This window comes from Nodosilinea sp. FACHB-131 (assembly GCF_014695395.1).
Lineage (GTDB): Bacteria > Cyanobacteriota > Cyanobacteriia > Phormidesmidales > Phormidesmidaceae > Nodosilinea.
The window spans coordinates 189480-213931 of record NZ_JACJOF010000004.1; the positions used below are offsets into that span (position 1 = coordinate 189480).

The window sequence follows — 24452 nt, forward strand, 5'->3', positions numbered from 1 at the left end:
CGACTGAGAATCAGGCTGGCCAAAACGCACTAAAAGCTCATGGCGGGCTCATTCTTAACCGGCCCTAGAGCCCCAGAGTAGATCAGCCCCCGCCGGGTATCGAGGGTCAGAATGCTGCCATCGCGGATGATTTCGGTGGCGTTTTTAACCCCTACAATCACCGGTACCCCTAGCCGCAGACCAATGACCGCTGCGTGGCTGGTGGGGCTGTCATCTTCTGTGACAATGCCGCCCGCCCGCCGAATAGCCTCGACAAAGTCGGCGCTAGTATGGGGCACCACCAAAATTTCGCCGTCGTTAAAGTCGTTGACCTCCAAGCTGGTGTGGGCAACTCGGGCTCGGCCGCTCACCGAGGCTTCGCCAATGCCCACGCCGCGCCCCAGCACCGCTGTCACCACGTCCACCTTGATCAAATCGGTAGAACCTGAAATCCCTTGCAGCGTCCCCGCCGTTAGCACCACCAGATCGCCGTCGTTGAGCAGCGTCTTTTCTTGGGCAACGCTCATGGCCGCTTGAAAGGTCTGGGTGCTAGAGGGCAAATCCAGCACCAGCAGCGGCCGCACTCCCCACACCAGCTGGAGCTGCCGCGCCACGTGAACATGGGGGGTGACTGCTAAAATCGGCGTTTGGGGTCGATACTTCGAGACGTTGCGGGCGGTAGCCCCCGATTTGGTCAGGGTCATGATGGCGGCCGCGTTGAGCTGCGTCGCAATGCGGCCCACGGCCTGGCTGATGGCGTTGGGAATTGAGCGGGCTCCGCCACCGTCCTTGCGATCGCCCAGGGTCAGCCCCTCCTGCTCGGTGCACACGGCCACCTTCGCCATGGTGGCCACAGCCTCTACTGGAAACTTGCCCACGGCGGTTTCGTTGGAGAGCATCACCGCATCGGTGCCGTCAAGAATGGCGTTAGCAATGTCAGACACCTCAGCTCGGGTAGGGCGGGGGTTCGACACCATGCTGTCGAGCATCTGGGTAGCGGTAATTACCGGAATGCCCAGGGCGTTGGACATGGCAATCAGCCGCTTTTGCAGAATCGGCACCTCCTCGGCGGGTAGCTCGACTCCCAGATCGCCCCGGGCCACCATGACTCCGTCTGAGAGGGAGAGAATAGCCTCCATCTGCTCAATGGCCTCGTGCTTTTCAATCTTGACGATTACCGGCACATTTTTGCCAGCGGCATGGATAATCTCCTTAATCTCCAGCACGTCCTGGGGGTTGCGCACAAAGCTGAGGGCTACCCAGTCAACACCTTGGTTAAGGCCAAACAGCAGGTCTTCGCGGTCTTTGTCGGTGAGTGCCTTAACCGAGAGGTAAACTCCAGGGAAGTTGACCCCCTTATTGTTCGACAGGGTGCCGCCCACCACCACGCGACAGTGAAGCTCCTGAGCCATCAGATCGACTGACTCTACCTGCATTTCGACTTTGCCGTCGTCCAGCAAAATCGTGGAGCCGGGGGGCACTTCCTGGGCCAGCTTGTCGTAGGTGACGCAGGCCCGCTCCTGGGTGCCCAGAATAATCTCGCTGGTGAGCACAAAGGGATCGCCTTTAGCCAGCTGGATAGGGCCGTGCTCAAACTTGCCCAGGCGAATTTTTGGCCCCTGGAGGTCTTGCAGAATCCCCACCGGCTGGTTGAGTTCGAAGGAAATCTGCCGAATCAGGCGAATGCTGCGCTGGTGGTCGTCGTGGCTGCCGTGGGAGAAGTTGAGCCGCAGGGTGGTGGCCCCAGCCTCGATCAGCTCCCGCAGCACGTCGGCATTTTGGGTGGCAGGGCCGATAGTGGCAACAATTTTGGTGCGGCGGACAGAGTTGCGCAGGGGCATAAACGACCTCTACTGAGAGTAAAACGCTACCGCATGGGACCCTTAATCAAGCCCGTAGACTAGCAGCCATAAAGCACAGGGATAGTAGCACGAATGCCGATGGGCTTTACGCGTCACCCTAAAACCGGCAAAAATTTCAGCGTTTTTACGGACCATGGGCAATGGCCAAGGGGCTAAGGCGAGTGACGCTCGTCTATCACCTTCTATGGCGCGCTATCGACGGCAAGCTGCCCGGACAGTGGGTATCTTTAGGCTGTGTCATAAAACTTTATTAATAAAGCACCGTAACGTATACTACCGAAGGCACTGGTGTAGGAGCGACGCATCATGTCGGTGGCAGCTGAAGCCCTGACGGTTCGAAAAACGGTTCCCCCTGAGTTACTCAAAACCGAAGGCGGATTGAGCCTCAACTCTCTCATGTTTATAGCTTCCGTCGGGCTGATCAGTCTGTCTACGGTGGGCTATTTTTGCTGGCATTGGGCCAGCTGGTGTGTGTTTCTAATGAACGTGCTGTCCCTACACCTGGCGGGGACAGTGATTCATGACGCCAGCCACAACTCAGCTCACCGCAACCGCGTGGTGAACGCCCTGCTGGGCCACGGCAGCGCTCTGATCCTGGGGTTCTCATTTCCGGTGTTTACGCGGGTGCATTTACAGCACCACGCCCACGTCAATGATCCTAAAAACGACCCCGATCATTTTGTGTCGACGGGCGGGCCGCTGTGGCTAATTGCGGCGCGCTTTTTCTACCACGAGATCTACTTTTTTCAGCGCCGTCTCTGGCGCAATTGGGAGCTGCTGGAGTGGTTTTTGGGTCGCTTTGCGGTGGGACTGCTGGTATTTATCGCCTGTCGGTTCGATTTTTTGGGCTACCTCTTTAACTACTGGTTTTCACCTGCTCTCGTGGTGGGCATTGCCCTGGGCTTGTTTTTTGACTATTTGCCCCACCGACCGTTTGAAGATCGCGATCGCTGGAAGAATGCTCGGGTCTACCCCAGCCCAATTCTCAATCTGCTGATCATGGGTCAGAACTATCACCTGGTACATCACCTGTGGCCCTCCGTGCCCTGGTACAAGTACAAGCCAACCTATGAGGTGATGCAGCCCCTGCTTGATGAAAAAGGGTCTCCCCAGTCCCTGGGGCTTCTACAGATGAAAGACTTCTTCGGCTTTCTGTACGACTTATTTTTGGGCATTCGGCTGAAGCGACATTAGAAGAGATAGCTCAACAGAAACGACCCCAGATTTAGGCTCACAAAGCCACAATCTGGGGTCGTTTTTACAGGTCAAAATCGTCCTTCTAGCCTGTGACTACCAGGTCGGGACGCAGGTCGCGGGCGCCGCGCAGGTAGACATGCTGAATTTTGCCGTGGGGGACGGGAAGCTGCACATGCATCAGGATGCGGATGCAGCAGGGTAAGCTGCCTTCAACATGCATATGCTGCACGTCGAGGAAGGCAACGTTGTCCCACTGAGGCCGCTGGCGGGCGATTGCCGCCGGAAACACCGCATCCAAGTCGCGGGTAACGGAGAAGGTGGCGCTGATAATGCAGGCCGGGTCGAGGTGGTTGCGCTCTTCGAGGGCATCCATCAACTCTGTGACGGCCTCCCGAATCGCCCCCTCCGTATTTTCTGGTACCGTTACCGCTCCCCGAATTGCCCACACTCGCCAGTCCACGCGTTAGCCTCCAAAGGTCATTCTTAAAGCCCCAACGGCACCGACGGCTACAATTGAGGCGGAGAATTGACTGCATTTTACTGCTTTAATCCTACCAGGGCACTGATCTGTGCTTGCCCTTAAGGACGATAGAGCCACAGGGGCATGCCGCTGGTGGAGCGTTCGAACTCTAGCCACTCTAGGGTTGCATTGAGGGCAGGTAACGACAGGGCGGGGTAGGCTAGCCCAGAAACAGCGACATGGCTATTGCCAGGCACTAGCCGTCGCAGGAGAGGCTTTTTCTCATCAAAGGTGATGCACTCGGCCTTGTCAGGGTCGAGACCGGCCAGCTCGGCAGCCCAGCGGCGGGCGTCTTCCTCGCTGCCGAGCCGGTCTACAACACCCAGTTGGAGGGCCTGTTCGCCGGTAAAAATGCGGCCGTCGGCAAAGCTACGTACCGTCTCTTCGCTGAGGTGGCGAGCCTCGGCAACGGTTTTGACAAACTGGCTATAGCTGACGTCGATCAGCTCCTGCAGAATGCCCTTTTCGGGATCGGTGAGTTCGCGATCGAAGGCGAGAATGTCTTTATAGGGGCCAGACTTAATCACCTTGAACGACACGCCTACTTTATCGAGCAGGCGCTCCAGGTTATTACCCCGCAAAATGACGCCGATGCTGCCGGTGATCGTGCCAGGGTTGGCCACAATGTGGTTGGCGCCCATGCCGATATAGACCCCACCTGAGGCGGAGATATTGCCAAAGCTGGCCACAATTTTGAGCTTGTCTTTGAGCCGTTTGAGGGCAGTGTAGATTTCTTGGGAGTCGCCCACGGTGCCGCCAGGGCTGTCGATACGCAGCAGCAGAGCCGGAAAGCGCTTTTCCTCAATCTCTTTGAGGGCCTCTAGCATCCGCTTACGGGTGGCGGCCCCGATCACGCCAGTCACTTCGATGCGGGCAATGGACTTGCGAGAACGGCGAGAAAACGGCCAAATCATAGGGGTATCAACAACTGTAGGCGGACAAGGGTGAATAGCAGATAGCCCCGGCACTGAACGTGCTAGAGCCAGGGTCTATTGTAGCCAAAACAACACTGTGGCGGGGCCTAGCGCCGCAGCTTGCTAGGGATTGAGCGATTCTGGGAAGGACAGCGCCCTACCCCGAACTGCGTTAACATTCCTTAAAGAAAGCTTTTTGGCCGCTGCGCTCGCCCTTGGGCGGGTCTTTGAAACTATCGCCCTTCATTTCCCCACTATGGATTCAGTCTCCGTTCCCCAGCCGGTCACTCGCAACCCCATTGTGCTGATTGCGCCTTTCTTTTTGTGGGGCACAGCCATGGTGGCGATGAAGGGAGCCATGCCCCACACCACGCCGTTCTTTATGGCGGGTGTACGGCTGGTGCCTGCGGGTCTGCTCGTACTGTTGGTGGGGTTGTTTTTGGGCCGTTCCCAGACTATTAGCCGCCAGGGCTGGCTGTGGATAGCGCTTTTTGCTCTGGTGGATGGCACACTATTTCAAGGATTTTTGGCGGCGGGTCTGCAGCGGACTGGGGCCGGCCTGGGCTCGGTGATGATTGATTCTCAACCCTTAGCGGTGGCGGTCATGGCGCGAGGTCTTTTTGGCGAGTACATCGGTGCCCTCGGCTGGATTGGTCTGTTGTGGGGCATTGCGGGTATTAGCCTGCTAGGCCTGCCCGACGAATGGATTTTTTCACTCTTCCATGGCGACACGGCCTGGCTGACTGAGGGCACCGCCCTAACAACCCTCTCGCAAGGCGGCGAATGGCTGATGCTGCTGGCGGCCCTGTCGATGGCCACTGGCACAATTTTGATTCGCTACGTCTGCCGCCATGTCGACCCTGTTGTGGCCACAGGCTGGCACATGGTGCTAGGGGGCATTCCTCTGTTTGTGCTGTCGTCCCTGGGGAAAGTGCAGCCCTGGCAGGGGTTGACGGGATTGGATTGGGGGGCGATCGCCTACTCAACCATCTTTGGCAGCGCCCTGGCCTACGGTATTTTCTTTTTTTTGGCGGCCCAGGGCAACCTCACCAGCCTCAGCGCCCTGACCTTTTTGACCCCGGTATTTGCCCTGCTGTTTGGCAACCTGTTTTTGAGTGAAACCTTAAGTGCGTTGCAGTGGCTGGGCGTTAGTTTTACCCTGGTGAGCATTTACCTGATCAACCAGCGCGATGCTCTGACTCAAAAGCTGCGCCAGTTAACCCTAGCTTACGAGACCGCAACCTCGACAGACAGTACCCCAGTGGAACCGGACTAGGCGAGGCAGTGGATGGGTGGGGAGTAGGGGGTGGATGGGTAGAGTTGCATCCTGAGCTGACCGCTTGGCTTAATCTTCGAAGAGGAAATAGGCAGGCAATCCTGTTGTAGACGATGGCCTAGTTAGAGGTACCGATCCGCTACCCATCCACCCCCTACCCCTTACCCATCCACTCCCTACCCATCCACCCTAGATCACGCCGCCCTCGGCAGGTTAAGTTACCTTAGGGGCATCCACACTGGGTAACCGCCGCTGCCAGCTATGGGCCGATATGAGATTTAGAATGCCAACGCCAGGAAGAGGGCAGAGCTGCCGCAGTGCTTCTGGGGTGGGGTTTGCTGTTTTGACTCTGGCGGCGGGTTTATCTGTAACTGTTTTGCCAGGGTTAGGGGCTGCGATCGCCAAAGCTACCACCGACCTAGAGCCTGCCCAACTGGATACCCAGCCGATCGCCCAGACAGAGGCATCTGATCCTAACCCCGTGCTGCTGCAACCGGGGACCGAAAGCGACGAAGTCACGATGCTTCAGCGGCAGATGCGGCTGCTGGGGCTCTACCAGGGGCCTGTGGATGGTCGTTATGGGGGGCCGACCCAGGAGGCGATCGCCGCCTTTCAGTCAAAGGCGGGTCTACCCGCTAGCGGCACTCTCGATCAGGCCACCTGGCAGCGCATGAGCACGCCTCAACTGCTGACTGAGAATACATCCCCTAAACCAGAGGCACCGGTGCTGTTTCCGACGGCTGAAGTGCCAGCGCCATCAGCAGCAACGCCTGTGGTAGCGACGGCCGATGCTCCTGCACTGGCTGAATCGTCTAAGGCTGAGACCACTGCACTAGCTCAGTCCCCTGCTGATGAAGACCGAGGGGCTGAACCTTTGGCGGTTGAGACTACCCCAGCGGTTGAAACTGCTGAGTCTGGTCGCCGCTGGACCTGGCTAGTGCTAGGAGGTTTGGCGCTGGTCGGCTGTTTGGTGGGCTGGCGGTTCTTGGGGCAGGGGCGATCGGCAAAGCGTTCTACCGCTAACTCGGAACGAGTACCCAGCGCAGACTCACAGTCCAGGAGCATTACTGAGCTTTCCCCAGCCCCAGACAATTCCACTGCTCCCCCGAATACAGTAGGGCACACGGGGACGTTGGATTCTCCTGCCCTTGGTCTGGCTACCCCGGCTGCAGCGACCACCGACCTGATAGACCCCACTACCCGGCTCACCCCTGGGGACATTGTGGACTCGTTGATCCATGAGCTAGCCAACCGCGATGGTGCGGTACGTCGCCACGCCATTTGGGAACTGGGTCAGCGCGGCCATTCTGACGCCATTCAGCCGTTGATCGACGGCCTGCTCGATGCCGATTCCCAGGAAAAAAGCTTGATTCTGGCTGCCCTGGCCGAGATTAGTAGCCGCAGCCTCAAGCCCATGCACCGAGCCTTGGCTCTAGGCCTGCAAGACCCCAGCCCCGAGGTGCGCAAAAACGCCATTCGCGACCTGAGCCGGATTTACGACACGGTGGTTCAGCTCAGCCACATGCTGGCCCACGCCACCCAAGACCCCGATGTTGGCGTGCAGGAAACTGCCCAGTGGGCCCTCAACCAGCTCAACCGCATCCCTGCAGCGACCTATTCAGGGGCACTGCCTCCTGAGACTAACTCTCTCGACGCACCTCACGACAGCGATGGCCAACGACTGACTCCGGAGGGTCATCGTCTCCCTCCCGCTAACTAGCGCCCATCCGCCTGATCTCCCCACCCCTGATCTTTCCAGCTCTTCCTCTATGCCCCTTTCTCGTCGCCTGTTGTTTGTCTCAACTCCCGTCGGGCCGCTAGGGTCTGGCCTGGGGGGCGGAGTCGAGCTCACCCTGCTCAACCTCACCCAGGGAATGCGCGATCGCGGCCATCAAGTAACGGTGCTGGCACCGGAGGGGTCGAGCCTAGGGGATGCTGCTATCGTGACGGTGCCGGGGCAGTTGCAGCCTACGGCCCATACCCAAGGACGCAGCGCGCCGGTCGTGCTCCCCGCAGACAGTGCGCTGGGCGCTATGTGGCGCTACGCTCGGCAGCACCAGGATGAGTTTGACCTGATCGTCAACCTGGCCTACGACTGGTTGCCCTTTTACCTGACCGAGTTTTTCGTTACTCCGGTGGCCCACTTTGTTACCATGGGCTCCCTCAGCGATGCGATGGATGAAGCCATCTGCCAGGTAGCTCAGCAGTTTCCCCAGCACTTGGGGGCCTACACGCGTACCCAGGCCCAAACATTTGGGGTAGCCGATGCCTTTGAACTGCTTAGCAGCGCCATTGACCTGGACTTATACGAATTTTGCTCAACCCCCGGTGATGCCCTGGCCTGGCTGGGACGCATCTCCCCTGAAAAGGGGCTAGAGGATGCCCTAGAGGCGGCCGCTATTGCCCAGGCTCCGCTAAAGATTTTGGGCAAGCTGGAAGACGCCGCCTATTGGCAGACCCTTTGCGATCGCTTTCCCCGCGCCGCCGACTGCTACCTAGGGTTCTTACCCACCCACGAGCTACAGCAGGTGCTGCGCCAGTGCCGCGCCCTAGTGATGACCCCACGCTGGGTCGAAGCCTTTGGCAATGTGGCGATCGAGGCTCTGGCCTGCGGCGTGCCAGTGATTGCCTATGCCCGAGGCGGCCCGGCTGAAATTGTGCAGCCGGGCAAAACGGGCTGGCTAGTGCCGCCGGATGATGTACAGGGGCTAGTGGATGCGATCGCCAAAATCGACCAGCTCGATCGCCACGCCTGTCGCCGTCAAGCCGAAACCGAGTATTCCCTCAGTGCTCTAGCCATTCGCTTTGAGCGCTGGTTCGAGACCCTAATCGCGAACTGATAGAAAGCCTGAGCGCAAGTAGCTGCTACTGGGCCTGGGGTACGAAATGCTGCCGCAGCTGCTCTAGACGCTGAAAGTCGTGGTGCAGTGCCTGGCGCAGAGAGCGATTTTGCGGGTCAACACGGCGAGCCTTTTTCAGGCAGGCTTCGGCTTTTTGCAGGTTGCCATGGTTAAGCAAGTCGTGACCCCAGCGGTAATAGGTGATGGCATGCCACTGGCGAATCTCCGGGTCTTCCGGGAAGCGCTGAACCAGCCCTTCTACCAAAGCCACTGCCCGGGGAAAACGCTGCCCCTTAAATAGCTCTCGCAGCTGCTTAAAACTGTTCACCTTAAGCTGTTGATCGGCCTCTGACCCTCCAGGGGTTTGGCTAACCGTGAGTTCAACCTCTTCAACAGGTGGAGCGGCGGCGGGTACCGAGGGGCGGTGGACGGCAGGGGGTGGAGTTGCTTGGGCAGGTGCTTTGGTGGCTGGGCTAGGAGTAGCCTTGCGCTGAGCCGTGATGGCTTCCATGGGCAGCGCATTCACAAGCGCTTGATAGGCCTGGGTGACCTGAATAAATTTTTCTTTTGCTAACTGATCGCCGGGATTGGTGTCGGGGTGATAGAGCCGGGCCAAGTTGCGGTAGGCCAGCTTGACATCGCCAAAGCTGGCCCCGGTTCTCAGTCCCAATATGCGGTAGTAATGCGCCAGCGCCATAGTTCGCCAACTCAGTAGAATGAGGTACGTGTGCTGGCCCTATTCTGCCAACGGTCGGCAAAAATGGCGCAGCCAATTACACCGCAGCGGTGGCAGGAGAGACGATTTCCTGAGTGCGGTCTTCAATCACTCGGTCGATCAGGCCGTAGGCGACGGCCTCCTCTGCCGACATGAAGTAGTCGCGATCGGTGTCCTTCTGAATTTGATCAATGGAGCGACCGGTGTGGCGGGCCATCATCTCGTTGAGTTCTTGACGAACTCGCAGAATTTCTTTGGCCTCAATGGCAATGTCGCTGGCCTGGAGACGCTGCCGACCAGTGCCGCCCATGGGTTGGTGAATCATGATCCGCGAGTGGGGCAGGGCAACCCGCTTGCCGTGGCTGCCCGCCGCCAGCAAAAACGCCCCCATGGAAGCGGCCAGACCCAGACAGATAGTGACCACGTCAGACTTGATGTACTGCATGGTATCGTAGATGGCCATGCCCGCCGTCACCGACCCCCCGGGGGAGTTGATGTAGAGGTAAATGGGCTTGGTGTTGTCGTCGGAGTCGAGGTACAGCATCGCTGCCACGATGGAGTTGGCCAGAGTGTCGGTGACCTCTTGACCGAGAAAAATAATCCGCTCCTGGTTTAGGCGGGTGTAGATGTCGACCCACTGGGAGTACTGGCTACCGGGCAAACGATAGGGGACTTTGGGAGTGCCGATGGGCATAGTGCTCTTTCAACCTAAAAATAAAACAACGGACGTGGGATGGTTAAAGACCGGCCTTAAGGGGCGATTGCTCCTAAACCTGGTACCTAGGCCTAAAGCCCTGCCCCAGCGGGCACCGGCAACTCTTTGCGGCTAGACAGCACCCGGTCGATGATGCCGTATTCCTTGGCTTCTTCTGGGTTCATGTAGAACATACGATCGGAGTCGCTCAGCACCTGCTCTAGGGTTTTGCCGGTGCTCTTAGCCAGAATGCTCATCATGGAGCGCTTGTTGTCGAGCACTTCCTTAGCCCGAATCTCGATGTCAGTGGCCTGGCCCTGGGCACCGCTGCGAGGCTGGTTGAGCACAATGCGAGCATGGGGCAGACTAGCCCGATAGCCCTTGGTGCCCGCCGCCAAAATTACCGCCGCTGACCCCATGGCCTGACCAATGCAGATGGTGTGCACGGGGGGCTTGATGTAGTTCATGGTGTCGCAGATGGCAAAGGCTTCGGTGTCATAGCCAACCATGCTGCCGTCATGCCAGGAGGTGCCAGTAGAGTTGATGTAGAAGAAGATCGGCTTATCGGGGTCATCAAACTGCAAAAAGAGCAGCTGAGCAATAATCAGCTCAGTAACGTCAATACCTACCTGCTGTTTAACGTCATCCCCTGAGAACAGGGGCAGGCCCAGATACACAATCCGCTCCTTGAGCAGCAAGGAGGGCAAATCTGGGGGCGGCGTACGGTACGTCGCATCGCCATACGGTGCCTGCACGGCTTTAATCTCTAAACTCATAGACCGAAGACGCCCAAATACGCGTTTTTAACAGTGTAACGCGGGATTGAGCTGGGTTCTATGCCACCGCCAAGACGGATATCCCCACCTCAGTCTCTGTCGAAATGTAGAGCCCGATTGCTACTTTCTGGAGATGTATACCATTGGGCTTAACTCTAAAGTAAGGAAAGATTTTCGTTAAGGAAATTAACCCTATGTCCATTGAAGATCGAGTCAAGGCGACCGCTCAAAATATCGAGGGCAAGGTGCAAGCTGCTGCGGGTGAAATTACAGGCGACACCAGGAGCAAAGCGGAGGGGCATGCCAAGCAGGCCGAAGCCCAAGCCACCCACGCTAAAGAAGATGTGAAGGATGCGCTGAAAAGAGCCATCGACTAAGCGTTACAGCCTACCGTTTAAATCCTATTAATGACCCGTTGGGGCAGCCACTGGCTGCCCCTTTTTATTTGATATTTGTTGGATGCAATGACGAGGGAGTAAAGATGTCGCCCAACTGTGGTTGGCAGCGCAATTGCTGAGTAAATTTCAGTTTGGGAGCCAAAATGGGTTCTCTAAACCAGAGAGGATTTCCTGTCTAACGTTGGGGCGTGCCGCGACTATGTTCTCGATTTTTATATTGACCCACAATGAGGAGCGGGATATTGCCGCTTGTATAGAGTCGGCCTTGCTGTCTGACGATGTCATTGTGGTGGACTCGTGCAGCAGCGATCGCACCCAAGCTATTGCCACCCAATACCCCGTCCGCTTCATCGAACATCCCTTCGCCAGCCACGGCCAGCAGCGCACCTGGATGCTGGAGCATGTTCCCTATCGCTACGACTGGGCCTACATTCTCGAAGCCGATGAGCGCATGACGCCAGAGCTGTTTGCCGAATGTTTGGCGGCGATCGCCCAACCCGACAGCGACACCGTGGGTTACTACGTGGCCGAGCGAGTCATGTTTATGGGCAGCTGGATTCGCCGCAGCACCCAGTTTCCGCGCTACCAGCTGCGGCTGCTGCGCCGGGGCAAAGTGTGGTTTGACGACTACGGTCACACCGAGCGCGAGATTGTAGATGGCCCCACCGGATTTTTGCAGGAGACCTATCCCCACTACACCTGTAGCAAGGGACTCAACCGGTGGATCGATAAGCACAACCGCTACTCCACCGATGAGGCCGCCGAAACCCTGCGGCAGCTCAAGGAAGGCCGCGTAGACTGGCGGGCCATGATTTGGGGCAAGTCTGAAGTCGAGCGCCGCCGAGCGTTAAAGGATCTCTCGCTGCGACTGCCCCTGCGACCCCTGACCCGGTGGCTCTACATGATGTTTATCCTCGGTGGCTGGCGCGATGGTCGCGCCGGGCTGGCCTGGTGCACCCTCCAGGCGTTTTATGAGTATTTGATCGTCCTCAAGGTGCGCGAGCTCAATCACCCCGAATATCTGACCGGCGTACAACCGGAGCAGGCAAACACTGCGTCAAACAGCTCCCAACCTATGGAAGAGCATCGCCCAGTTTCATCCAGTGTCGCCGCCCCGCCAATGCAATAACCCCTCATCCCCCCATCTTCCTCATCTCCCTACCTTCCCCACCCCCCATCCCCCTACCCACTCACCCTCCCTAGCCAAGACGCTATCGTAGAAAAATGAGTGAATACAGGGTAAAACGGGTTTCGGCTCCCCCCAAAAAAGCGTCGTGGCGCAATCTGGGTCAGTCCTTGGCCATGTATCGCTACGGACAGCGAGCTCTTCAGCTGGTGTGGCAGACCGACTGGCGGCTGACAGTGGCGTTAGGGTTGCTAACCCTAGTGGCAGGCTTGCTGCCGGCGGCGATCGCCTACGTTGGCAAGCTGATTGTCGATGGTGTGGTCAAGGCCGCCCAGTCAGGACTGGCAATTGATCGCCAGGCAGCGCTGATGTACCTGGCTTTGGAAGCGCTATTGGTGGCAGGCTTGGCGGGGGCACGCCAGGGCTTGACCCTATGCCAATCGCTGCTGCGGGTGCTGCTAGGGCAGCGGGTCAACGTGATGATTCTCGAAAAGGCCCAGACCCTGCCGCTGACCTACTTCGAAGATTCTGAGTTTTACGACAAAATGACCCAGGCTCGGCGCGAGGCGTCGTCGCGGCCTCTGAGCATGGTGAATCGCACCTTTGGGGTGGTCCAAGACCTGCTGTCGCTGCTCACCTTTGGAGGATTGCTGCTGCAATTTTCGGGTTGGGCAGTGGCGCTGCTGGCGATCGCTACCCTGCCGGCCTTCATCGCTGAAACCCAGTTTGCCGGGGAAGCCTTTCGCCTGTTTAAGTGGCGATCGCCCGAAACCCGCCAGCAAATCTATTTAGAGGCGCTGCTGGCGCGGGAGGATTTTGCCAAAGAGGTAAAGCTGTTTGGCCTCGGGTCGCTGCTGCTCGATCGCTACCAGGATATTTTTCAGCGCCTCTATAAAGAAGACCGCAGCCTGACGGTGCGCCGCAGCGGCTGGAGCTACGGGCTGGGCTTGCTCAGCACTGTATCGTTTTACCTGGCCTACTGCTGGATTGTGCTGGAGGCGATCGCAGGCCGCATTTCGCTGGGCGAGTTGACCATGTACCTGACGGTGTTTCGCCAGGGGCAGACTACCTTTGCCAGCACCCTAACAGCGATCGGCGGCATGTACGAAGACGGATTGTACCTGGCCAACCTCTACGAATTTCTCGAACAGCCGGTGCCGGAGGATATGGGCACCGCCGATCGGGGCCTTGACCCCAGCGATGGGCTGCGGTTTGAGCGGGTGTCATTTAGCTATCCGGGCAGCGATCGCCTGGCGTTAGAAGGGGTTTCTTTTCACCTGAAACCGGGGGAAAAGATGGCGATCGTGGGCGAAAACGGCTCCGGCAAAACCACCCTGATCAAGCTGTTGACCCGGCTCTACACCCCCAGCGCGGGCCGCATTTTGCTGGATGGCCGCGATCTGCAAGAGTGGGATGCCGACGTGGTGCAGCAGCGCATCGGCGTGATTTTTCAGGACTTTGTGCGCTACCAGTTTAAGGTGGGCGAAAACATTGGCGTCGGCGATGTCACCGACTTTGAAGATGCCCAGCGTTGGCAGGTCGCCGCCGCCAAGGGCACCGCTACAGAGTTTATTGAGGATCTGCCGGAGGGCTTTAACACCCAGCTGGGGAAGTGGTTCTTTGGGGGGCAGGAGCTTTCGGGCGGCCAGTGGCAAAAGATCGCCCTCTCCCGCGCCTTTATGCGCACCGAGGCTGACATTCTGGTGCTGGATGAACCCACCTCGGCCATGGATGCAGAGGCTGAGACCCGTCTGTTTGAGCAGTTTCGGGCCGCCACCCAAAATCAGATGGCGATCCTGATTTCCCACCGCTTTTCGACGGTGCGGCGGGCCGACAACATCATTGTGCTGGCCCAGGGCAAGCTAATTGAGCAGGGCAGCCACGAGGAGCTGCTGCGGCAGGACGGTCGCTACGCCCGCTTGTTTACGATGCAGGCGGCGGGGTATTTGTAAATCGGGCCTATTTCCCCCTACGGCTACCGATTACGATGGGCATACTGCCCGTGGAGTGAGCTAGCCGTCGACTGTGAAACGCGTTCGATTTTGGTTAGGTAAATTAAACCTGCGCCGCAGCTTTCGCAGCCGCTTGGGTGCAGCGATCGCCACCACTATCCTCATCTTCTCGATGCTGCTGGCGGCGGTTGTGGGTGAAATCAGCCAGGCCCAAGCCCAGAGCGATCGCGGCGAACGGATGGCTCAGTTGGCCTACCAGCTCGCCGGTGCCCTCGATCGCGACATGTACATCTACTACCACGAGCTGCAAACTGTAGCTTTGCTAGATGACATGCGATCGCCAACCCAGCCAGCCGAGTCCAAGCGGGTCTTACTAGAACGACTGCAAGAATCCTTTAGTGACTTTGCCTGGATTGGTTTGACCAATCCTAAGGGCGTTGTGCTAGCCAGCACCCACCGCCTGTTAGAAGGGGCAAACGTGGCCGAACGGCCCTGGTTTGTTGAAGGTCAGACCCAGGCCAACGTGCAGAACGTGCACCCGGCCAATCTGCTTGCAAACCTGCTGCCCAACCCCAGCCGAGAACCCATTCGCCTGGTAGACATCGCCACCCCGGTGCGCACTTTAGAGGGCGAACTGATGGGCGTATTGGGCGCACACCTCTACTGGCAGTGGGCTACCACCCTGCGCGATAACCTGCTCATCCCGCTGCAAGATTATGGTCAGGTTGACATTCAAATTTTGGCGAATACGGGGCAGGTGCTCTTGTCCCCTAATCAGGACCAAAGCTATGAGCAATTTTCTCCCAACCTCTTTCAACCACTGGTCAGCTTTCAGGCTGCATTGCAGGGGCAAACGGGCTTTGTAGTAGAGCCCTGGTTTGACGACAACACCTACGTTACCGGCTACGCTGCCACCCAGGGCTATCGCACCTACGAGGGGTTGGGGTGGATTGTCTTAGTGCGCCAGTCTACCGACGAGGCGTTTGCCGCTGCCAGCGCGCTCAAGGGCAGCATTTTTTTGTGGGGTGTAGTGCTTGGCATCATCAGCGGTGCCCTGACCTGGTGGATTGCGGGGCAGATGATCAAGCCGGTGCTGGTCATTGCTGCTACCGCCGAACGCATTCGCACAGGGGATACCCATATTTCCATGCCCATTTTTCCTGGCCGGGACGAGATTGCTCAGCTGTCGCGATCGGTGGCTCAGCTATTTGCCAATCTGGAGCAGCAAACCACTCTGCTTCAGCAGTTCAATGCTGACCTCGAAGCTCAGGTGGCGGCCCGCACCGATACGCTTAAGCAGCTCAACCAGCAGCTCCAGAGCGAAATTGACGTGCGCAGGCAGGCCGAGCTAGCCCTGCAAAGCGCCAACCAAGAGCTACAGCGACTCACCTTAGTAGACGGCCTCACTACTATTGCCAACCGCCGCCACTTTGACCAATACCTGGAGCAAGAATGGCGACGCGCTGTCCGCGAGCATCAGCCTTTCTCTCTCATCTTGCTGGATATCGACTACTTCAAGCTCTACAACGACCACTATGGTCACCAGGCAGGGGATGTCTGCCTGCGCCTGGTGGCCCAGACGATCGTTCAAACCATCCACCGCGGCACCCACCTCGCGGCCCGCTATGGCGGCGAAGAGTTTGCGGTCGTTTTGCCCAGCACTGATGCCTACGGCGCTGTCTACCTAGCTGAAACCCTGCGTCAGGCGGTGAAGGCGTTGCATCTGCCCCATGCAAAATCCATCGTTAGCCCTTGGATTACCCTCAGCCTGGGTATTGCCACCTGTCAGCCCTCGGTCACCCTCGATCCCATTAATTTGATTACCGCCGCCGATGCCCGGCTCTATCAGGCTAAGCAGCAGGGCCGCGATCGCATCCAAGCTGAGCCTTGACCGTCGTGCTATTGGGCCAAAGCTCTACCCGATTCACATGAAGAAACTAGCTGAGCCTGGGGATGGCCGACTCAGCTGGCAACCTGAAAGTGCTATAGGCTAATGACTGTAGTAGCAACTGCCGGCGCAGAGGGGAATACAGGCCATGCTAACTGACTTGCAACAGCGCAAATTGACCAAGTTGTTTAGCATGTACGACTCTGACTACACGGGGGTGTTGGTCAAAAAAGACTTCGAGCTGATGTTTAAGAAGCTGTCTACTCTGCGCAACTGGTCACTGCGATCGCCCCGCTGCCTGGTGCTGCAAGACAAGCTGATGCGCAAGTGGCAGGGGCTCGAAAAAAAGGCCGACACTGCCCACAATCACGAAGTTTGCCGAGCCGAATGGCTGGCTTACTACGACGACAGTCTATCTGATACTGAGCCTCACAATGACGACATTCTCAGCCTGATGGAGATCATCTTCGATGTCTTTGACCAGGATGAAGATGGCAAAGTTAACCAGGCTGAATGGGGACAGTTGCTGGCTGCCTTTAATGAGTCGCCGGTCTATGCGCCACTGGTGTTTCCACCGCTAGATACCGACCAGGATGGATGGCTCACCAAGGCCGAGTTTTTGCAGCACTTCAGCGATTTTTGTTGTAGCGACGAGGCCGATAACCCGGCCAATGGCATGTTTGGGCCTTACTAGACATAGGCTGTGCCTCATTCCGGTGAACATATTGATGGCCGTGACATAGCGTTGCCGGTGGACGACATCGTAGAGCCAGCCGACGCATTGCCATAGCAGGCGATCGCATTGCTATAACCAGGCACCGCATTGCCATTACCACCCCCTGCATTGGCAAAACCACAGCGTGATCATCAATGTCACGCTGTGGTTATAGCGTTGTCGCTGCCTGCATTGGCATAACCAGCGGTGGTTTTAAGATATCCATTGGGCGTATGGCGATTAGAAGGGGAGGAGTGCGATCGCGCCCCTCACTCACTTAGCAAAACGCATCGTACCGAAATCCTGCGATCGAGCATTCCCGCAGCGACCGAGTTTCTTCTTTACACCACTGAAGATCAACGTCATTGATTTAGAAACCCGGTTTCTAGCTTCCTTCCCTTGGACACTTTAAAGACTTGTCAAGGCTTCATCAAGAAACCTTTCTGCTTGGGAAATAGAGTGATATAAACGAAAGTAACAGCAGCAATCATCGGCATCCCGACCGGAAAACCGTGGATTGTGTTTGTAGTCCTTCAATCACAGAGCTTTGCTCTTAGATAGCCTTTGCCTCTATCCCCTCCTAGTAGGGGTTAGGGGTAGGTTAACTCAATTCCCGTTGCTCTCAACTCTCCGCTCTCAGTGACCGCCCATGACCAGTGTCATCCCGTTTCATAACCCGGACGATCGCTTCTACTACTTTGCCTACGGCTCTTGCATGTGCCCGGTCGATTTGAAGCGATCGCTGGGCGAAAGCACCCACGCCTACGTGGTTGGGCCAGCGACGCTCGCTGGGTATCGGCTGGGGTTCTTTCGGCGATCGCGCCTGCGCAACTGCGGCGTATTGGATGTTGTCCCCGACCCCACCGCCAAGGTGCAGGGCGTACTCTACCACCTGCCCTGGCGACTCAGCCCCGCCCTGGATCTGCGCGAAGAGGGTTATTGCCACGAAATGGTCACCGTAGTGGCTAACGGGCAAGCCTATGCCCAAACCCGCACCTACTCAGTGATCAGCAAGACCCACGCAGAAATTGCCCCCAACGAGTGGTATTCCAGCGTGGTCATGCGGGGGGCTGCTACCTGTGGACTGCCAGAGGAATATTGCTGGAACCTATTTCATCACATTCATTCGCTGCAACGGCGGCAGGCCGCGACTCCGCTACGGCACACGGCCTAACCCGCTAGCAACGGGTCAGGGCATTCCTTATAATGAGGGCTACTTACAACCCTTCACCCCGCTGCCACCGTGACCCAGACGCCGCTTTCGCCTCGCCCTGCTGTAACCGATGCTCGTCCCGATGCCCTGGGCCGCTTTGGCCAGTTTGGCGGCAAGTACGTGCCCGAAACTCTCATGCCCGCTCTCTTTGAGCTAGAGCAGGCGTTTTACCAATACCGCGACGAGGCCGACTTTGAGGCCGAGCTGAATGGCCTGCTCAAAGACTACGTCGGCCGAGCTACGCCCCTCTACTTCGCTGAGCGGCTCACTGCCCACTACCGCCGCCCCGACGGCAGCGGACCCGATATTTATCTCAAGCGCGAAGACCTCAACCATACTGGGGCGCACAAGATCAACAATGCTCTAGGGCAGGTGCTGCTGGCCAAGCGCATGGGCAAGCAGCGCATCATTGCTGAGACCGGAGCCGGGCAGCATGGGGTTGCCACCGCTACGGTGTGCGCTCGGTTTGGCCTCCAGTGCATCATCTACATGGGCGTGCAAGACATGGAGCGCCAGTCGCTGAACGTGTTTCGCATGCGGCTGATGGGGGCCGAAGTGCGCGGCGTGACGGCGGGCACCGGCACCCTCAAAGACGCCACTTCTGAAGCGATTCGCGACTGGGTGACGAACGTGGAAACCACCCACTACATTCTCGGTTCCGTCGCCGGCCCGCATCCTTACCCCATGATGGTGCGCGATTTCCACGCCATTATCGGCGAAGAGACCCGCGCCCAGTGCCAGGAGAAGTTTGGTGGCCTGCCCGATATTCTGATGGCTTGCGTGGGCGGTGGTTCTAACGCCATGGGCCTGTTCCATGAGTTTGTCAATGAGCCCACGGTGCGGATGATTGGCATTGAGGCGGCGGGCAGCGGTGTGGCCAGCGGCAAGCATGCCGCCACCCTGACGGAGGGCCGAGTTGGTGTGCTCCACGGGGCGATGAGCTACCTCCTACAAGATAGTGAAGGCCAGGTGATTGAGGCTCACTCCATCAGTGCTGGTCTAGATTATCCCGGTGTTGGCCCTGAGCACAGCTTTCTAAAGGACGCAGGCCGAGCCGAATACTACAGCGTCACCGACCAGGAGGCACTAGACGCGTTTCAGCGGGTGTCGCGTCTGGAGGGCATTATCCCTGCGCTGGAGACGGCCCACGCCTTTGCCTATCTCGAAACGCTGTGTCCTCAACTGACGGGCAATCCCCGCATTGTGATCAACTCCTCGGGTCGAGGTGACAAGGATGTGAATACGGTGGCTAAGGCGTTGGGCGGGCTGGAGTAAAGCTAGCCTCCGCTGGATTGTCTAACTCGTAAATCAATCAAAGGAGGAGTTGCAGATGAGCAGCGAAGCCAAGGTTGAGTCAACGTCTTTGACGATGCGGATTATCAGCTCTGGATAGCCGATACGGTTGCTTATCTGCAATCCCGCAGCTTTGATGCGCTCGATTTGGAGAACCCGATTGAGGAAAATGAGAGCTTGAGCCGCAGTGATAAGCGATCGCTGAAGAGTAGCCCCATGCGGCTTTGCGAGATTCCTGAGCAACCCTGGTTTGGCCTTGAGCAGGCTCTAGACCACGACTGGTTGCCCTAGCAGCCTGACCCATCTGACAACAATTAGGAGACCCATGGCCGACGGTTTTGAAATCTGCGATCGCGACCTCACCCCCGACCTGCTGGCTCGCTATCAACAGGCTAGTGCGATTGCCTGCGACACCGAGACCATGGGGCTACTGCCCCAGCGCGATCGCCTTTGCCTGGTGCAGCTCTCCGACGCCGAGGGCTATGTGTCGGTGGTGCGCATCGAACTTGGCCAAAAAGAAGCCCCTCTACTCAAAGAACTACTGGAAGCGCCGAACGTTCTTAAGCTGTTTCACTTTGCTCGGTTCGATTTAGCCACCCTCAAGCACAATCTGGGCATTACCGTGGCCCCGGTGTTTTGCAGCAAAATCGCCAGCAAACTGAGCCGCACCTATAGCCCCCGCCACGGCCTCAAAGAGTTGGTTAAAGAGTTAGAGGGCATCGAGCTCGACAAAACCGCCCAAAGCTCTGACTGGGGCAACGCCATGAATCTTTCCGACGAGCAGCTGCGCTACGCCGCTAATGACGTGCTCTACCTGCACAGCATTCACCAAACCCTGACCGCCATGCTCAAGCGCGAGGGCCGGTGGGAGCTAGCGCAGGATTGTTTTAACTGTTTGCCCACCTTCGTCGCCCTAGATTTGCTTCAGTACACAGGGGTGTTCGAGCATTAATTGATTATCCCCTTTCCTCCCTCGGGAGGCTGCGCTAAGGCTTTGTTTAAGGAACGGCTGCTGCGATCGGGAGACAGGTAAGATAGGCCCATACCTTGAAGATGATCTACGAGGAAAACGACTATGAGCGTTGACAGCAAGGATTTCCAAGACGAACTGCAAAAGGCGATCGACTACGCCCATCAAATCACCGCCGAAAAGGGCGAAACCTCTGCCGAAGCCGCTGCCGCCTGGGACGTGGTGGAAGAGATGCGAGCCGAGGTGTCGCACCAGCACCAGATTCCTAAGAAAACCGGCTTTGATCGGTATCTAGAAGACAATCCTGAAGCGCCTGAAGGCTTGATATACGACACTTAAGGACTGCTCCTGGGAAGTGGCTTGACCCCTTCCAGGGGCAGATTTGCAGTGTTAAAATTGTCTTAGTTAGTTTTCGGTAGATTTCGCTTGTTTCATTTCATTCTGATTTCCGATACAGCTTTGTCTCCGTTTACTCACTGCACTTTGTACAGTACGGAGACAATCCTATGTCACTCTACGTTGGTAACTTGTCCTACGATGTCACTCGCGAAGATTTAGAGCGGGTGTTTGCAGAATACGGCGACGTTAAGCGGGTCAGCCTGCCCACCGATCGCGAAACCGGTCGCCCCCGAGGCTTTGCCTTTGTGGACATGGCCGCTGAAGCTCAAGAAGACACCATCATCGAAGCCCTTGATGGAGCCGAGTGGATGGGCCGTGAATTGCGGGTCAACAAAGCTCGCCCCCGCGATGACGCTCGCAGTAGCAGTGGCGCTGGCGGCGGCAATAGTGGCAACTACCGTCGCACCGGCTTCTAAATCTGTTTAGTCGGCTCCGTAAGCGTTAAATATGTGAAGGGTAGGCCATTGCGGTCTACCCTTTTTTGAGGCTACGGCGCTAGATCTCAGAATTTTGCCATCGTCTCAATCTGCGGCAAGGTCTGCCCTGGAATCCTAAAACTGCTACTGAAAACTTGCCCGCTCGGCCTCCACTGGGGAGCGATCGACGGTGGGCTGAGGCCTACCGTTGGCATCCAAATAGCCCAGCTCTTGCAAAAAGGCATAGAGGGCAGTGGGAAAGTCGGGATAGGCACCGGCTGATTCACCCTGGTCGGTGTAGATTTGCAGGCCCCAGTCGTCGGTGCGATCGTAGTGGGCCAGCATAAACAGCCAGGCTTCTCGGTAGCGGCCGAGGCGAATGTTTTGAGCTACATAGCCCGCTAACACCCCGTTTTTGTCGCTGCGATCGGCAAACTCTGGGTCTTCTACCGTGAAGCGCATAGCAGCCGCAGTGTCCTCCAAATAATTGGTGAACTGCGTTGTGGTGTCGCGGTACTCGCCATTTTCGTAGGTGAGAATGATGCTGGGTGGGTACGACCCGGCGTAGGAGCTAAAGCTGTAGAAAAAAGCGTTGTCGAGGGTGACAAACTCCATCAGCCCATCGCCATCAAGGTCTTTGAAGTCGCCGCCGCCCCCGTCGAGGTAGCCAAAATAAACGGGGTTAAACTGCTCGTTTTGCCAAGTGTAGGTGGTGGTGGCCAAGCAGCAGTGGGCACCACCGCTGTAGGTTTGAACCACCACCTCTGAAGTGCCATCGCTGTCGAGATCGATTAGCTCAATGCCCGCAAACATCGCAGCGGTGTCGGTGGTGGACAGCTTGAGCTCGTTGTTGTGAAATAGCTGAATCGTCAGGTTGTCGCTAACGTCTTCGGCGTCGTAATCGAGCGGCGTATAGCTGACGACGACGCGAATGGCCCCCTGCTCGATCGCTTGATCGCTGATCGCTTCAGTGTCGGAATCAATTTCAATGCGGGGATTTTCTGCTAGGGCGGGCAGGCCCAGAGCCAACAGACTACCGATAAGCAAGCTTTTGAGGATGGCTTTCATCAACTGTCTTATGTCTAATGACATTACTTACGTGGTTTGCTCAGCTTGCCCCGGTTGATTCTGCCGCTACCAGCGTCGCCAGTGGCGTTTGCCCACCACAAAAATTCCCAGCAGCACTCCTACCAGGAGGGGGTAAGACATGGCAACCAGCGCGGTAGGGATGGGCAAAAACCCTTTGACAAACAGCACCAGGGCGATGCAGGGCACCAACGCCCATAGTACGCCAGTGTCGATGTACACACTCTTAAACCAGCGTTCCAAAATGGTGAGGCCTAGGGCACCGATGCCAAAGCCGGCGGCGATGGGCAGCGCCATGAACAGCAGCTGCATCAGGGGCATTAGGCTGCTGCCGGTGTTGGCTAGCAATAGGGCTAATCCCTGGGCTAGCAGCAGGTCGGCGGCGGTGGCGATCGCCACCGCTACCAAAGCCACCTGAAACAAAATCGCCCAGGGCAAAGACTTAAACCGCCAAAAGGGATTACGCATAGCCGCAGCAATAGGAAGTCAAGCTCATTATTGCGCTGAATTTTCAATCTGGCTGTGGGAATGGTATCAATTGTGGGGCTAGACGAGTGTCCTGCTTCCCCTCAAAAGCAGGGATGATTGCCGTGATAAGTAAATCTTTGCTGTGCTGATGCCTTAGATATGGGATAACAATAGATGCGGGTTCAGGCGATCGCCTGGGCCTGATTGCCCTAACTTCCTGCGTGATCTATGGAAAAGCTGCTGCAAGGTCTGCGTGAGTTTCAGGAAAACTATATTCCCGACCACCAAGAGCTGATCCAGCAGTTGGCCAAAGGCCAGCACCCTCGGGTGTTGTTTATCGGCTGCTCCGACTCGCGGGTGGACCCCACTATCATTACCCAGGCGGATATCGGTGATCTGTTCATCATCCGCAACGCGGGCAATATTATTCCCCCCTACGAAGCCACCAACGGCGGCGAAGGAGCCACCATTGAGTACGCTATGGAGGCCCTTGATATTCGCCAGGTGATTGTCTGCGGCCACACCCAGTGCGGAGCTATGAAAGGGCTGCTTCAAATCGGTGAGCTAGAAGAAAAAATGCCTCTGGTCTACCACTGGCTGCGCCACACCGAAGCCACCCGCAAGCTGGTCGAAGACCATTACAGTGATTTGCCCAAAAAAGAAAAGCTTGATTTGCTGGTGGCCCAAAACGTCCTCACCCAAATCGACAACCTGCAAACCTACCCTTCGGTGCGCTCAAAGCTGCACGCAGGCACCTTGGCCATCCACGGCTGGATCTACAAGCTCGATACCGCCGAGCTTCTGGCCTACGACGAGGATTCTAAAGCCTTCATACCGCCCCACAGCAAAATTTATGCCGACCTAGAACATGCTAAGTCGGTTAAGCCCGGTGGGCTTTCCCTGGAGTTTAACGACACCGTCAGGCCGGGTGCTGGTGCTCCTTCGATGGCCCTCCCCAAATTTTCCGAACCGGTGCAACCTTACTGGCCCGGTGCTAACCGCCTCAGCCCTGAGCAGGCCGCCCGCATTTACCGAGGCGCTGGGGGGTAGGGCTACCGATCAAAATTCGCAATTCGCCGCGCTGCGCCAATGCTCTGCTCGCCGGGGCCAAAGGTGACCTCTAGCGCCTGCTGCTCGGCAAAGGCGCTAGAGGCTTCGCGATAGACGGTGCGGGTAGTGGGTAGGGTGCGCCGCTGACCGTTGTAGTCAAAGGTGATGGCGTACTTAACATCCTTGAGCAGTATCGGATCGGTGCGCTGCTCGATGGCTTCGCGCTTGCGGGCTTCTAGCTCATCAGCAGTGGGGCGAGGAGGCAAGGGCGGCCAATACAGCCCGTTGTCGTCGGGGCCGGTGGCGGCACCTTCAGGGCGCACGCCGTTGCGGTTAACGAGGGAGTTAGACTCGAAGGTTTCTTGGTGAATGGTCTGGCGGCGGTCAAAGCTGCGGGCGTAGTCGACCTGCCAGGTTTGGGTAACGGTGGCAGTGGCCTCGTAGGTGCCGGTGGTGACGGTGTTGCCGGTAGCAGGGTAGTTTTCGCAGCCCGCAACCAGGCCCAGGGTTAGTCCTAGCGCACTGGCCTGGAGCCAGCGAGGTACAGAAAACGTAGAGGACAGCGTAGACATAGCAACGGTCGGTGGTTTGTTGACGGATTGTCTGTATATAGACGCTACCAGCGCTTTGTATAGACCGCCTATGTAACGCGGCAGAGGATAAAAGTGGCACAAGAGGATGGTCAACCGGGTGAGTCGTTCGCTG

Annotated in this window: 24 protein-coding genes and 1 pseudogene; 16 read left to right on the forward strand and 9 right to left on the reverse strand. The window is 57.4% G+C overall.

Annotated elements, in window-relative coordinates:
• Positions 1-29 precede the first annotated feature (29 nt).
• On the reverse strand, positions 30-1820 hold the full coding sequence (pyk, locus tag H6F75_RS01690) for a pyruvate kinase (protein ID WP_190748591.1): 1791 nt from the start codon (positions 1818-1820) through the stop codon (positions 30-32).
• A gap of 327 nt (positions 1821-2147) precedes the next feature.
• Here pyk and crtR point away from each other — a divergent pair, with 327 nt between their 5' ends.
• Positions 2148-3035 carry a beta-carotene hydroxylase gene (crtR, locus tag H6F75_RS01695; RefSeq protein ID WP_190748593.1) on the forward strand — a complete coding sequence of 296 codons (888 nt, stop codon included), beginning with the start codon at positions 2148-2150 and terminating at the stop codon, positions 3033-3035.
• 85 nt (positions 3036-3120) lie between these two features.
• Here the strand turns inward: crtR and aroH are convergent, their stop codons facing one another.
• Positions 3121-3498, reverse strand: coding sequence for a chorismate mutase (aroH, locus tag H6F75_RS01700; RefSeq protein WP_190748595.1), 378 nt, complete (start codon positions 3496-3498; stop codon positions 3121-3123).
• Between the two features lie 119 nt (positions 3499-3617).
• The gene (sppA, locus tag H6F75_RS01705; RefSeq protein WP_190748597.1) at positions 3618-4472 is read right to left on the reverse strand and encodes a signal peptide peptidase SppA; all 855 of its coding nucleotides are present in this window, start codon (positions 4470-4472) and stop codon (positions 3618-3620) included.
• A 256-nt stretch (positions 4473-4728) separates the two neighbouring features.
• Between sppA and H6F75_RS01710 the strand changes: the two genes are divergently transcribed.
• From H6F75_RS01710 to H6F75_RS01720, 3 genes are all read left to right on the forward strand, one after another.
• Entirely contained in the window at positions 4729-5748 is a 1020-nt protein-coding gene (locus tag H6F75_RS01710) for a DMT family transporter (RefSeq protein WP_190748599.1), read from the forward strand.
• Positions 5749-6031: 283 nt separating this feature from the next.
• Positions 6032-7468 carry a peptidoglycan-binding protein gene (locus tag H6F75_RS01715; RefSeq protein WP_190748600.1) on the forward strand — a complete coding sequence of 479 codons (1437 nt, stop codon included), beginning with the start codon at positions 6032-6034 and terminating at the stop codon, positions 7466-7468.
• A 49-nt stretch (positions 7469-7517) separates the two neighbouring features.
• The gene (locus H6F75_RS01720) at positions 7518-8588 is read left to right on the forward strand and encodes a glycosyltransferase family 4 protein (RefSeq protein ID WP_190748602.1); all 1071 of its coding nucleotides are present in this window, start codon (positions 7518-7520) and stop codon (positions 8586-8588) included.
• Between the two features lie 25 nt (positions 8589-8613).
• On the opposite strand, the gene H6F75_RS01725 is transcribed toward H6F75_RS01720, so the two are convergent.
• The 3 genes from H6F75_RS01725 to H6F75_RS01735 all read right to left on the reverse strand — a co-directional run bounded on the left by H6F75_RS01725 (position 8614) and on the right by H6F75_RS01735 (position 10773).
• Positions 8614-9285, reverse strand: coding sequence for a DnaJ domain-containing protein (locus tag H6F75_RS01725; protein WP_190748604.1), 672 nt, complete (start codon positions 9283-9285; stop codon positions 8614-8616).
• Between the two features lie 76 nt (positions 9286-9361).
• Positions 9362-9997 (reverse strand): ATP-dependent Clp protease proteolytic subunit, encoded by a 636-nt coding sequence (locus H6F75_RS01730; RefSeq protein ID WP_190748606.1) that lies wholly within the window; start codon positions 9995-9997, stop codon positions 9362-9364.
• A gap of 92 nt (positions 9998-10089) precedes the next feature.
• Positions 10090-10773: an ATP-dependent Clp protease proteolytic subunit gene (locus H6F75_RS01735; protein ID WP_190748608.1), complete on the reverse strand. Its 684-nt coding sequence runs from the start codon at positions 10771-10773 to the stop codon at positions 10090-10092.
• Between the two features lie 194 nt (positions 10774-10967).
• Here H6F75_RS01735 and H6F75_RS01740 point away from each other — a divergent pair, with 194 nt between their 5' ends.
• The 11 genes and pseudogenes from H6F75_RS01740 to H6F75_RS01790 all read left to right on the forward strand — a co-directional run bounded on the left by H6F75_RS01740 (position 10968) and on the right by H6F75_RS01790 (position 21143).
• Positions 10968-11150 (forward strand): CsbD family protein, encoded by a 183-nt coding sequence (locus tag H6F75_RS01740; protein WP_190748610.1) that lies wholly within the window; start codon positions 10968-10970, stop codon positions 11148-11150.
• Between the two features lie 220 nt (positions 11151-11370).
• Positions 11371-12300 (forward strand): glycosyltransferase family 2 protein, encoded by a 930-nt coding sequence (locus H6F75_RS01745; RefSeq protein ID WP_190748612.1) that lies wholly within the window; start codon positions 11371-11373, stop codon positions 12298-12300.
• Positions 12301-12395: 95 nt separating this feature from the next.
• The gene (locus H6F75_RS01750; RefSeq protein ID WP_242019578.1) at positions 12396-14249 is read left to right on the forward strand and encodes an ABC transporter ATP-binding protein; all 1854 of its coding nucleotides are present in this window, start codon (positions 12396-12398) and stop codon (positions 14247-14249) included.
• Between the two features lie 73 nt (positions 14250-14322).
• Complete coding sequence (locus H6F75_RS28380) at positions 14323-16140, forward strand: diguanylate cyclase (RefSeq protein WP_190748614.1); 1818 nt, start codon at positions 14323-14325, stop codon at positions 16138-16140.
• A gap of 145 nt (positions 16141-16285) precedes the next feature.
• The gene (locus tag H6F75_RS01760; protein WP_190748616.1) at positions 16286-16831 is read left to right on the forward strand and encodes an EF-hand domain-containing protein; all 546 of its coding nucleotides are present in this window, start codon (positions 16286-16288) and stop codon (positions 16829-16831) included.
• 670 nt (positions 16832-17501) lie between these two features.
• Positions 17502-18026 (forward strand): gamma-glutamylcyclotransferase, encoded by a 525-nt coding sequence (locus H6F75_RS01765; RefSeq protein ID WP_190748618.1) that lies wholly within the window; start codon positions 17502-17504, stop codon positions 18024-18026.
• 69 nt (positions 18027-18095) lie between these two features.
• Positions 18096-19340, forward strand: a complete 1245-nt coding sequence (gene trpB, locus H6F75_RS01770) for a tryptophan synthase subunit beta (protein WP_190748620.1) — start codon at positions 18096-18098, stop codon at positions 19338-19340.
• A gap of 135 nt (positions 19341-19475) precedes the next feature.
• A pseudogene (locus H6F75_RS28955) lies at positions 19476-19526 on the forward strand (hypothetical protein); the annotation flags it as partial.
• 157 nt (positions 19527-19683) lie between these two features.
• Positions 19684-20310 carry a ribonuclease D gene (locus H6F75_RS01780; protein WP_190748622.1) on the forward strand — a complete coding sequence of 209 codons (627 nt, stop codon included), beginning with the start codon at positions 19684-19686 and terminating at the stop codon, positions 20308-20310.
• Between the two features lie 123 nt (positions 20311-20433).
• Positions 20434-20667 (forward strand): Calvin cycle protein CP12, encoded by a 234-nt coding sequence (locus H6F75_RS01785; protein WP_190748624.1) that lies wholly within the window; start codon positions 20434-20436, stop codon positions 20665-20667.
• A gap of 167 nt (positions 20668-20834) precedes the next feature.
• Positions 20835-21143 (forward strand): RNA-binding protein, encoded by a 309-nt coding sequence (locus tag H6F75_RS01790; protein ID WP_190748626.1) that lies wholly within the window; start codon positions 20835-20837, stop codon positions 21141-21143.
• Between the two features lie 144 nt (positions 21144-21287).
• Here H6F75_RS01790 and H6F75_RS01795 read toward each other — a convergent pair whose 3' ends face one another.
• Together H6F75_RS01795 and H6F75_RS01800 are read right to left on the reverse strand one after the other, a co-directional pair.
• Positions 21288-22211, reverse strand: coding sequence for a hypothetical protein (locus tag H6F75_RS01795; protein WP_190748628.1), 924 nt, complete (start codon positions 22209-22211; stop codon positions 21288-21290).
• Positions 22212-22277: 66 nt separating this feature from the next.
• Positions 22278-22697, reverse strand: a complete 420-nt coding sequence (locus H6F75_RS01800) for a peptide chain release factor 1 (RefSeq protein ID WP_190748630.1) — start codon at positions 22695-22697, stop codon at positions 22278-22280.
• Between the two features lie 228 nt (positions 22698-22925).
• Here H6F75_RS01800 and H6F75_RS01805 point away from each other — a divergent pair, with 228 nt between their 5' ends.
• Positions 22926-23747 carry a carbonic anhydrase gene (locus tag H6F75_RS01805; protein ID WP_190748632.1) on the forward strand — a complete coding sequence of 274 codons (822 nt, stop codon included), beginning with the start codon at positions 22926-22928 and terminating at the stop codon, positions 23745-23747.
• Between the two features lie 2 nt (positions 23748-23749).
• Here H6F75_RS01805 and H6F75_RS01810 read toward each other — a convergent pair whose 3' ends face one another.
• A complete protein-coding gene (locus H6F75_RS01810; RefSeq protein ID WP_190748634.1) occupies positions 23750-24319 on the reverse strand; it encodes a hypothetical protein in 570 nt (189 codons plus the stop codon).
• Positions 24320-24452: the final 133 nt, after the last annotated feature.

What these genes read in the sequence shown, in the direction of transcription:
- H6F75_RS01795 (WP_190748628.1), bottom strand. Translation starts at nt 22,211, where the DNA reads ATGAAAGCCATCCTCAAAAGCTTGCTTATCGGTAGTCTGTTGGCTCTG.
- sppA (WP_190748597.1), bottom strand. Translation starts at nt 4,472, where the DNA reads ATGATTTGGCCGTTTTCTCGCCGTTCTCGCAAGTCCATTGCCCGCATC.
- H6F75_RS01720 (WP_190748602.1), top strand. Translation starts at nt 7,518, where the DNA reads ATGCCCCTTTCTCGTCGCCTGTTGTTTGTCTCAACTCCCGTCGGGCCG.
- H6F75_RS01725 (WP_190748604.1), bottom strand. Translation starts at nt 9,285, where the DNA reads ATGGCGCTGGCGCATTACTACCGCATATTGGGACTGAGAACCGGGGCC.
- H6F75_RS01805 (WP_190748632.1), top strand. Translation starts at nt 22,926, where the DNA reads ATGGAAAAGCTGCTGCAAGGTCTGCGTGAGTTTCAGGAAAACTATATT.
- H6F75_RS01730 (WP_190748606.1), bottom strand. Translation starts at nt 9,997, where the DNA reads ATGCCCATCGGCACTCCCAAAGTCCCCTATCGTTTGCCCGGTAGCCAG.
- H6F75_RS01710 (WP_190748599.1), top strand. Translation starts at nt 4,729, where the DNA reads ATGGATTCAGTCTCCGTTCCCCAGCCGGTCACTCGCAACCCCATTGTG.
- H6F75_RS01765 (WP_190748618.1), top strand. Translation starts at nt 17,502, where the DNA reads ATGACCAGTGTCATCCCGTTTCATAACCCGGACGATCGCTTCTACTAC.
- H6F75_RS01800 (WP_190748630.1), bottom strand. Translation starts at nt 22,697, where the DNA reads ATGCGTAATCCCTTTTGGCGGTTTAAGTCTTTGCCCTGGGCGATTTTG.
- H6F75_RS01785 (WP_190748624.1), top strand. Translation starts at nt 20,434, where the DNA reads ATGAGCGTTGACAGCAAGGATTTCCAAGACGAACTGCAAAAGGCGATC.
- H6F75_RS01760 (WP_190748616.1), top strand. Translation starts at nt 16,286, where the DNA reads ATGCTAACTGACTTGCAACAGCGCAAATTGACCAAGTTGTTTAGCATG.
- pyk (WP_190748591.1), bottom strand. Translation starts at nt 1,820, where the DNA reads ATGCCCCTGCGCAACTCTGTCCGCCGCACCAAAATTGTTGCCACTATC.
- H6F75_RS01715 (WP_190748600.1), top strand. Translation starts at nt 6,032, where the DNA reads ATGCCAACGCCAGGAAGAGGGCAGAGCTGCCGCAGTGCTTCTGGGGTG.
- H6F75_RS01790 (WP_190748626.1), top strand. Translation starts at nt 20,835, where the DNA reads ATGTCACTCTACGTTGGTAACTTGTCCTACGATGTCACTCGCGAAGAT.
- H6F75_RS01810 (WP_190748634.1), bottom strand. Translation starts at nt 24,319, where the DNA reads ATGTCTACGCTGTCCTCTACGTTTTCTGTACCTCGCTGGCTCCAGGCC.
- H6F75_RS01740 (WP_190748610.1), top strand. Translation starts at nt 10,968, where the DNA reads ATGTCCATTGAAGATCGAGTCAAGGCGACCGCTCAAAATATCGAGGGC.
- H6F75_RS01735 (WP_190748608.1), bottom strand. Translation starts at nt 10,773, where the DNA reads ATGAGTTTAGAGATTAAAGCCGTGCAGGCACCGTATGGCGATGCGACG.
- crtR (WP_190748593.1), top strand. Translation starts at nt 2,148, where the DNA reads ATGTCGGTGGCAGCTGAAGCCCTGACGGTTCGAAAAACGGTTCCCCCT.
- H6F75_RS01745 (WP_190748612.1), top strand. Translation starts at nt 11,371, where the DNA reads ATGTTCTCGATTTTTATATTGACCCACAATGAGGAGCGGGATATTGCC.
- H6F75_RS01780 (WP_190748622.1), top strand. Translation starts at nt 19,684, where the DNA reads ATGGCCGACGGTTTTGAAATCTGCGATCGCGACCTCACCCCCGACCTG.
- H6F75_RS01750 (WP_242019578.1), top strand. Translation starts at nt 12,396, where the DNA reads ATGAGTGAATACAGGGTAAAACGGGTTTCGGCTCCCCCCAAAAAAGCG.